General features: G+C 65.6%; 4 protein-coding genes. 1 reads left to right on the forward strand and 3 read right to left on the reverse strand.

The annotated features are described in order from the left end of the window. Positions 1–777: hypothetical protein (locus DTX69_RS29730; protein WP_284736159.1), on the reverse strand; the 777-nt coding region annotated here is incomplete at its 3' end. A gap of 56 nt (positions 778–833) precedes the next feature. Between DTX69_RS29730 and DTX69_RS29735 the strand changes: the two genes are divergently transcribed. Next, positions 834–1121 (forward strand): hypothetical protein, encoded by a 288-nt coding sequence (locus DTX69_RS29735; RefSeq protein ID WP_119305217.1) that lies wholly within the window; start codon positions 834–836, stop codon positions 1119–1121. Position 1122: 1 nt separating this feature from the next. On the opposite strand, the gene DTX69_RS29740 is transcribed toward DTX69_RS29735, so the two are convergent. Both DTX69_RS29740 and DTX69_RS29745 read right to left on the reverse strand, forming a co-directional pair. Further along, a complete protein-coding gene (locus tag DTX69_RS29740; protein ID WP_119305218.1) occupies positions 1123–2652 on the reverse strand; it encodes a hypothetical protein in 1530 nt (509 codons plus the stop codon). 3 nt (positions 2653–2655) lie between these two features. Further along, a partial coding sequence (locus tag DTX69_RS29745; RefSeq protein ID WP_284736160.1) for a phage tail protein occupies positions 2656–4805 on the reverse strand: 2150 nt, incomplete at its 5' end.

A 4805-nucleotide genomic window follows, 5' to 3' on the forward strand; every position in this document is an offset into this window, starting at 1 on the left:
TAGCTCCACACCGCTCAACCGCAGCTTCGCGCCACTCTGGACGCTGATCGCATTCGAGCCCGTCGTGCTGATGACCACGTTCTGCGGGGACGCCGCGTTCCCTAGGACGATGAAGCGCGCCGCCTGCTCTTGGCCGACCAGCGGACCGTTCGCGTTCAAACCGGCATTGTAGGTGCCGTCGGCGATCTGGCACGTGACCGTGAAGCCGTTGAGATCGAGCGTGTCGCGCACGATGTTCCAGCACTTCTGGATCGTCAAGAAGGCGCCGGCGGCCGTGTTCGTCAGCCCATCGTTGTTGTCGTTGCCGTCCGTCCGCACATAGTAGGTGCGGCTGGCCAGTAGCCGCTCCCGCAGCGGCCCCACGAACCGCGCGATCTCCTCCCAGCTGGTGCCGACGCGCTTCAGCATCAGGAAAGCGGAGGTGTTCGCCAGCGTGAAGTTCGAGCCGCCCTGCAGCAGGATCTTGCCCGTGCCGCCGATATTGTGCCGCACGCGCACCAAGCGCGCGGCGTTGGCGATCCGGATGGTGAGCAGCTGCCCGTCCTGCAGGTTCGTCTGCGCGATCGTGTCCAGATCGTCGGTGGCGGCCGCGGCTTCGGTGTCGATCGCGTGCAGGCCGGAGGTCGGCGTGACGACGCCGGTGGCGATGGTCAGCGTCGACTCCGCCGCGCCGCCCAGCCCCTGAGCCACGAAGTCGCGCAGGTCCTCGAAGGCCTGCTTGGCGACGCCCTGGTTGACCGCGTTCCGGAACGCGTTGGGGAGGGTCAGCGCGGTCACGTTGTGACTCCCGCGCAGTCGGCGTATATTCCCGCGACCGTTGCAGGAGGCCTTGCTTGCGCCGCTATGTCGTCCTCTTCCCCCATGCCGAACCGCCGCAGCCGGCGCGCCTGCACGTCGACTTGGACGCGGCGAAGGACGACATCAGGGCTCACTGCGCCGGCACCGAAATGGCGGACCTTGACGTGCAGCTCCGCCGCGTCACGGGCTTGCGCGCCGAGGCGATCCGGTGCGGACATAGCGGCGAGGTCGCCTACATCGCGCCGGTGGTCGAAGCCGATCGGCCGTCGCCCGGCCGCGGCACCATGCTGGTCGTCGACGAAGAGCCGTTCGGCCTGGAGTGATCTAGACATATTGACCGCCCGTCGTCACAGCGCCAGCGCTGTTGCCGGGGAAATAGCTGGCACCGCCGCTGTTTGTGTCGATCAAGCTATTCGCGGAAATGTCATAGCGCTGCCCCGTCGCCGATCCTGAAAATGTGGCATTGCGAGCATCGATGACTCCGCCGTTCTCCGCCCGCGCAAAGTCGGTGAAGGCCGGGTTGCCTGTCAAAGTGCAGGTGGCGTTGAAGGCGGCATCGAGCAGCCCCGCGTTGAAGGCGTAGTAGTGTGCGAAGGCACCGCCCGAGATCGTGTAGTTGTCGCCGTTGTTGAGCGAGAGGTAGCCCTGGTATCCGGCGAAATTGTGGTAGTCGACGCATGCACCATAGTTGAGGTTTCGGCACACTACGACCGAGCCGTAGAAGATTGATCGAACACCACTCCCTGCGGTGGTTGTCTGGACCTTCAGATCTTTGACGGTGAACTGGCCGCCGGTTCTGGCAGTGAAGCAGCTCGCCGACGTCGTGCTCACAACCACTGCGGCCGGGTTGGCATTGTTGCCCTGGAAGACAATGTTGGCGTAGCTGTCCTGGCCGACGCACAGGCCCTCGCAGAGCACGCCTGTGTTATATGTCCCATCCGCCAGCTGCACCGTGACGATGAACCCATTGAGATCCAGCGTGTCATGGATGACGTCCCACGCCTTCTGCAGCGTCAGGAACGGCGCCCCCACGGTAAGGCCGTTATTATTGTCATTGCCGGCGGGATTGACGAAATAGGTCCGGTTCGCAGTCAGCCGCTCGCGCCAGATCAGGATGCCGCCGAGCAGGTCGCCGTTCGCGCCGTCGCTGCGCACCTCGACCAGTTCGCCCGGCTTCAGCACCAGCGTCGCCTTGCCTGCAATCGTGCCGCTGGCCGGAACAATCGTTAGAAAGGCGGTTGAGGCGTTCTTGAAATAGCAGTTCCAGCCGTCGCCCAGAGCCGCCCACGTCGCGGTAAAAGTGAAGGTGCGGTCGGTGGCGCCGGTCAGCGTGATGACCTTGCCGCGATCGGGGGCGGTGATGTTGCGGTCGACCGCGGTCGAGACGGTGTCCGGCTCGACCTTCAGCCAGGCGCGCATCTCCTCGATCTTGTCGCCATAGACGCGGTCGACCTCGACCCAGGTCGTGCCCTCGCGCCGCAGCAGCAGCGCCTTCTTGGTGCTGTTGAGGCTGAAGTTCACGCCGTCGTGCAGCAGGATCGTGCCGAGACCGCCGGCATTGTGCTTCACGACCACCGTGCGCGCGGCATTGGCCGAGCGGATCACCAGAAATCGGCCGTCGGGATGGTTGTCCTGCGCGATCCGATCGAGGTCATCGGTCGCCGTCGCGCCCTCGGTGTCGATCGAATGCTGCGCGCGCGTCGCCGTGACAACGCCGCCCGCGATGGTGAGCTGCGTCGATGCCTCGCCGCCCAGCAGCTCCGCGATGACGGCGCGCAACGCTTCGAAATTGATCTTCTGCGCGGCCTGCGTTGCCGCCGTGGCGATCGCATTGGCAGCCGGCAGCGTCGTCATCGATCAATACCCCCGCACGATGAAGTCACCGAAGCCGCTGGTATATGCAGGTGGCGTCGCGCCATCGATCGCCTTCATCAGCGGGCCGAGCGTGTTGTTCTTGTCGAGCGTCTGGAACCCGACCGCGTTGCCACCATCGAACTGCACGGAGTAGTCCACCTTGACGATCTTCCGGAAAGGCTTTGTGATGGGCAGCCTGATGCCGCCGATCGGCACCGCCACGTCCTCGAATCTTTGCTCGATGTCCTCGACGTCGAGCACCGCGATGAAACCGGAAATGACGCCCTGCTTGACACCCGAACTGGTGTTCACCCGGAACTCGTATTCCTGATGCAGCAGGTCGGCCAGCTCGCCTGGCCAGGGCACGAAGTCGGGGTCCGGTTCCCACATCGGGTTCGCATCGTTCGACCACATCTGCGTGGTTTCATCGACGTCCCACATCGGCGCCTGGCTGCCCGTCGGCCGGTAGCTCAATGTCCAGGCCGCCGCATCGACCGTGGTCTTGATCCGCAGGCGCACCGGCAGGATCTCTGTCGCGGGCACCAGCGTCGCGACATAGGTCATCGCCTCGTAGGTCGAGGTCCAGAACGGCGCGTTGTCGTTGGTCCAGAACGGGTTCGCATCGCCGGTCCAGAATGAGTCGGCGCTCTCATTCGCCTTCAGCGCGCCCGCGATCACCGAGCCGGCGGTGATGGCTCCGGGGAATCCTTCCGCCGCATAATCGCGCTCCAACACGATGTTGAAGTCCTCGGCGGTGCCGAGCGTGATGATGGCAAAGGCCGGATTAACGCTGACGTTGCCCGCGCGGTCGATCGCCTTGACCATGATGGTCCAGGTGCCGTCCAGCACTGGCAGGTCGATGAACGTGCCGGTGATCGGATCGTCGCTGAGATTCTGACCAGCCGCGAAATCGAAGCTGATGCCGGGCAACCGCCGGGGAATGAAGCCGCGATGGTCGCGCGGTAGCGTAGGATAAGCCCAGCGCACGCGCCGGCGGCCGTCGCTGGTGGTCTCGACCGTGAGCGTGGTGATGTCCGGCGGCGGCGTCGATTGCCCGATGACCGTGTGGTTGGTGATCCGCGCCCAGTCCGACGCGTTGCCGTCGGCCGCCACGGCCTGCAGCTCCACGTCATACGTCACGTTGTCGTCGACCGGCTGCGCCCACACCTCGGTCGCGTCACCGGGGAACGGCGGCATGTTTCGCCACGCGCCGGCCGGAGCGGCATCCGTGCGCCGGAACCGCACCTTGATCGCGGCCGCCGGCGGCAGCAGCGTCGCCTTGCGCCCGAGGATGATGTGAATGCGCGACTCAAGGCTGCCGTCCGGCTGCACCGCCAGCACGCTCTCGTCCGACTTCACGTCCTCGACGATCGGCTGTTCCGGCGCACGGAAGTTGAACTGCGACGTCAGCGTGATCTTGCTCTCGAACGGCGGGATCGGGTCCGCGTCCGCGTCCAGCACCGCCGGCGCGTAAGGCATCAGCTCCAGCCGCGCGGTGAAGTCCGGGCCGGCTGTCACCCGCTTCACCAGGCATTCCAGGGTCTCCTTGCCGACCTCCCCGAAGCCGAACAGGTTACCGGCCTCGAGGCCGAGCTGCGCGGCTTCCTCGGCGCCGATCGGCGTCGTGAAGGTGGCCGCGCTGTTCTCGCCGACCGCGAGCACGACCGGCCGTGTCACCTTGCAGTTAAGCGCGGTGCGGATGGAGACGCCATAGCTCTTGCCCGGCTCCATCGGCAGGATCTCGTCGCTGGCGAAGCCCAGCACGTTGTTGCCGACGTCGAGCGTGAGGCTCTTGATGCGCCCGGCTTTGATGCCGACCAGGATCACGTCGTGCGTGACGAGCACCAGCGATCCGTGGCGCGCCACCAGGTGCTCGAAGTCCATGTTGCACCAGTAGCGCGTCGCCCGCAGCTTCGCGTCGGCCTGGCGGTAGCGCGCTTCCAGGAAGATCTGAGCGGGATCCGTGATCCCGATGAACTCCAGGTCGGCGAACTTGTTGGCGGTGTCCTCGGTCCAGCCGTCGAACGGCACGACTCGCTCGTCGAGCAGCCAGTCCTTCTCGCGGTTCTTGAAGGCGATCCGGAAGGCATGCGGCATGTCCGGGAACTCGCGCCGCCAGCGGAAGCCCCAGCTGTTGCGCGGCGTGATGTGCT

Origin of the sequence: Dongia deserti, assembly GCF_003574735.1 — a bacterium.
GTDB lineage: Bacteria > Pseudomonadota > Alphaproteobacteria > Dongiales > Dongiaceae > Dongia_A > Dongia_A deserti.

Excerpts from the sequence above, each read along its gene's own strand:
- DTX69_RS29740 (WP_119305218.1), bottom strand. The coding sequence starts at position 2,652 with ATGACGACGCTGCCGGCTGCCAATGCGATCGCCACGGCGGCAACGCAG.